Raw genomic sequence first — 3514 nt, 5'->3', positions numbered from 1 at the left:
CATTTCTCCTTTCCCTGGAACTCAAAGAAGTCCCGAACAATTTTTTTTCAATAATGAATGAACAAATGGAGTCATATCTTAATTGGTATCTCGGTAAAAAATGAGTAAGATTACTCATTGACAACAGTGTTTTTAGCTTAACTTGTGAGTAATGGGTCAGGAGGCTTTGCTGGCCGATAGCGGGATTTTTGATTCAGCCGAGTTGCGGTATCCGATGCAAGCGCACCCGCGACAACCAAGGAGTTTTGCAGGTGACGGCGTTTGTGGATTTTGGCAATGTTTGGAATCCCAGGGAAAGCGCGGTTTTGGAAGCGAATACTTTGCTGTCAGCCCGATTGCGGCTGCGGTGACTGTACGGCGAAAGGTGGAATAATCGCGAAGGCTGGGGAATTCCTGTGATTGATATTAAGTCGAGCAACAGGAGTTTACAAGAGCGCGGGCTGTATTTTTCTGTATAATTCAAACCTTTTTAGGAAAAGAGTCGTTTTGCCCTTGGCGGAACTGAGCAATTCCGCTATATAGTAATAAGTATCATTTGGCACTCCTCTGTAGCTGCCAAGAGTGTATTTTACTGATAATCTTTAAATTAAACTATGTCTAAGGTGCGGTTGTTGCTTTTAAGTTCTTTTGCTTCCGGTTTTGGGCTTTGCTCAATCATTTTGGCGATGTTTACGATGACTTCCCGGCTGTCATTTACGTCTTTTTTTACATTTGTTTTAACTTTGGTGTTTTTTGGAATTAATCTGCTTTTTGCTTTGCATTATTATACATCGCTTACTAAGCAATTGAGTGTTAAAAATAAAAGGAAAGCGAGAATTTAGCGGTTGTGAAGCCGAAGCGGAAAAAGGCATGGAGAGTTATTTATGGAATTTGAATGGAATCCAGACAAAGCGACACTAAATGTTGAGAAGCATGGTGTTTCCTTTCAAGAAGCCACAACCATATTTAATGACCCGCTATCTGTAACTTTTCCCGATCCTCAGCATTCCATCGGAGAAAGCCGGTACGTTATTATTGGTATATCCAGGTATGGACAACTTTTAATTGTTGCACACACCGATCGAGGAGAAAAAGTAAGAATCATCAGTGCCAGAAAAGCTACCCGCCAGGAGCAGAGGTTTTATGAAGAAGGATATTGAGAACGAAATGGAAGACGAATTACTTGCTGAGTATGACTTTGCTCAGATGAAAGGAGGTGTTAAAGGCAAGTATGTTGAGCAATATCGTGCAGGGACAAACTTGGTGCTTTTAGACCCCGATATTGCCCAAGCTTTTCCTAATGATGCAGCAGTGAATGACGCATTGAGGATGTTAATCAAAATTGCACAGCGCCAGCAGTCAAATACTGCGGTGCAGCGGAGCCACGAAGGATCTCAACTTTGAGAACGCGATGTCAGGAGATTGTGCGATCGCCCATATTATTTATTTGCTCAAAAAGCGATCGCCTGTGCGTTGAGACAATTATCTAGCTGCCAGCCATAATTATTTAAAGTCTAATTATTTAGGAGGTGCGATCATGGTTATAAATCAAACCAACTCGCCAAATCTTCCCGATGCGACAAAGACTCGCTTGACTCCAGATGAATACCGGGCGATCGAGGAAACAGCCGAAGAACGTCACGAATATTGTAACGGAGAGATTATCGCTATGCCAGGAGGTTCAGAAGTCCACAGCCGTATTACCGTAGACATTACGACTTTTCTTAACGTGGCTGTGCGAGACACAAATTTTCAGATCTATAACGGCGATCTACGAATTTGGATTCCTAGCTTCCATCATGGAACTTATCCCGATGTTATGGTCATCAATGGCGAACCAGAATTCAATGGCGATCGCACGGATGAAATTCTCAATCCTTTACTGATTGTTGAGGTTCTTTCGCCCTCTACTGAAGGCTACGATCGAGGTGAAAAGTTCAGAAAATATCGCTCTCTTGCTAGTTTTTGTGAATATTTGCTGGTTAGTCAAGCTGAACCCTACATTGAGCAATATTATAATGGCGATCGCCCAAGTAGCGATCGTTGGCAATGGCAAGTGTGCGATCGGCTCGATCGGGCGATCGTCCTGCACAGTTTAAATATAGAACTTCCGATGTCGGAAGTCTATCGCCGGATTAATTTTTAAGGGCGATCCGTGACACTTCTAATGAAAGTTAACAATGCTAGTGCTGCACTCTTCTCAATTTCTACATCAATTGCATAAAAGCATTCACCGCATCATATTGATCGGCTATTGGCCAATAGAACTCTAGGGCTCGCAAATCCAGGACTTGCAAGTAATCAGCTAGTAATATAGAGATAACTTCTAAGAGGCTATAAAGATGACAACCATATCCAACGAACAAACAGCTATCATCCGTACAGAAAGAGGACTAGCGATGGCCGGTGCGCGCATCACTATCTAGGGCATCATGGACTATGTGACGGCTCAATATCCACCTAAGTTTATCATGGGATTGTTTGAGCTTACAGAGGAAAAAATTAACGCAGCTTTAGCTTATATTGAGGCAAATCGCGCTGATGTTGAAGCTGAGTATCAAATGGTTATTAAGGAATCTGAATAACTGCGGCTGTACTACGAAGAAAAAATCGCGATCTCATTGCTCGAATTGCCGCCCAGCTACCAAGACCCGCAACCGAAGCTGCTTGGGAAAAACTGCGAGCAGCTAAGGCAAAGTTTAAGTCTGAGCTATAGTTTTTCATACTAAAGTATGATAGAGTTAATGTATCATAAAATCATTAAATACTATGATCGATTTAGTGTTTTAAAAGTGATACCCATGTTAAAAGAATTAAAAACCATTACTCTGGCAACTTTTCTGGTATTAGGAACAGCTACGCTGGGTTATACTGCACCTCTCCCTAGTCCTAATAATCAAGGGGATTATATGGGAAGAGCTTATCATACTTATTGGGAAGTAGTAGATCCAGATCCAAATGGGTTAAATTGTCGCATGACAAATTCTTCTTTTGAAGAACTTATGCGTGCTGGAAACCGCACTCCATTTGAGTTTTTTAATTGGTCTTTAGTTGGTGTCTTAAAACAGGGACAGCGTTTTGAAAGCTTTCCTAGTAATGCTGCTGGTACTTTCAACGATACCAGGGGTTTACCTTGGCTTTTTGTAGGAAAAAGCGGCGTTGCTGATTTAGGGTATGAAGGCCTAAATATGCAAGTCAGAGAAACCAGTATCCACAAAACTTCGGGATTTTCAAGTTATTTTTTTCATACCCTGATTAAGCAACGCCAGTAGCAGATGTTCCCTCACCGCATCAGACACAGTGTTATCACCGCTGCACTGGGCGCAACAGAGGGGAATGTAAGAAAAGTGCAGAAACTCAGCAGACACAAAAATTTAAACACCTTGATGGTGTATGCGATAATCGCGGCCCCGACCAAAGAGACATTACCGATTTACTTGATGGGATGAAAGGAGCGATCGGGAGCGTGTCACTTTTGCGATGAGTATAAATACTCGTGAACCCCAGCTTGACTTTTTTACTGATGATCAGTATA

Annotated in this window: 6 protein-coding genes; all 6 read left to right on the top strand. The window is 42.1% G+C overall.

Annotation, left to right across the window (positions count from 1 at the left end; translation table 11 throughout):
• Positions 1-151: 151 nt before the first annotated feature.
• The gene (locus QUB24_RS33010) at positions 152-373 is read left to right on the top strand and encodes a hypothetical protein (protein ID WP_333157780.1); all 222 of its coding nucleotides are present in this window, start codon (positions 152-154) and stop codon (positions 371-373) included.
• A 490-nt stretch (positions 374-863) separates the two neighbouring features.
• Entirely contained in the window at positions 864-1139 is a 276-nt protein-coding gene (locus QUB24_RS33005; RefSeq protein WP_333157778.1) for a BrnT family toxin, read from the top strand.
• On the top strand, positions 1123-1383 hold the full coding sequence (locus tag QUB24_RS33000; protein ID WP_333157776.1) for a hypothetical protein: 261 nt from the start codon (positions 1123-1125) through the stop codon (positions 1381-1383). Before QUB24_RS33005 ends, QUB24_RS33000 begins: the two co-directional genes overlap by 17 nt.
• 133 nt (positions 1384-1516) lie before the next feature.
• Positions 1517-2125 (top strand): Uma2 family endonuclease, encoded by a 609-nt coding sequence (locus tag QUB24_RS32995; protein ID WP_333157774.1) that lies wholly within the window; start codon positions 1517-1519, stop codon positions 2123-2125.
• A 286-nt stretch (positions 2126-2411) separates the two neighbouring features.
• Positions 2412-2564 (top strand): hypothetical protein, encoded by a 153-nt coding sequence (locus QUB24_RS32990; protein WP_333157772.1) that lies wholly within the window; start codon positions 2412-2414, stop codon positions 2562-2564.
• A gap of 147 nt (positions 2565-2711) precedes the next feature.
• Positions 2712-3251, top strand: a complete 540-nt coding sequence (locus tag QUB24_RS32985; RefSeq protein WP_333157771.1) for a hypothetical protein — start codon at positions 2712-2714, stop codon at positions 3249-3251.
• The last annotated feature ends 263 nt before the right edge of the window (positions 3252-3514 follow it).

The organism is Microcoleus sp. B9-D4 (assembly GCF_036705105.1).
In the GTDB taxonomy this organism is placed as follows: Bacteria; Cyanobacteriota; Cyanobacteriia; order Cyanobacteriales; family Microcoleaceae; genus Microcoleus.
The sequence above is the reverse complement of the archived record's forward strand: the minus strand, read 5'-3'. Positions and strand labels throughout refer to the sequence as shown.

Bases quoted from the DNA above. Each gene is read 5' to 3' on its own strand.
- QUB24_RS32985 (WP_333157771.1), top strand. From the start codon at position 2,712: ATGATAGAGTTAATGTATCATAAAATCATTAAATACTATGATCGATTT.
- QUB24_RS32990 (WP_333157772.1), top strand. From the start codon at position 2,412: ATGGACTATGTGACGGCTCAATATCCACCTAAGTTTATCATGGGATTG.
- QUB24_RS33000 (WP_333157776.1), top strand. From the start codon at position 1,123: ATGAAGAAGGATATTGAGAACGAAATGGAAGACGAATTACTTGCTGAG.
- QUB24_RS32995 (WP_333157774.1), top strand. From the start codon at position 1,517: ATGGTTATAAATCAAACCAACTCGCCAAATCTTCCCGATGCGACAAAG.
- QUB24_RS33010 (WP_333157780.1), top strand. From the start codon at position 152: ATGGGTCAGGAGGCTTTGCTGGCCGATAGCGGGATTTTTGATTCAGCC.
- QUB24_RS33005 (WP_333157778.1), top strand. From the start codon at position 864: ATGGAATTTGAATGGAATCCAGACAAAGCGACACTAAATGTTGAGAAG.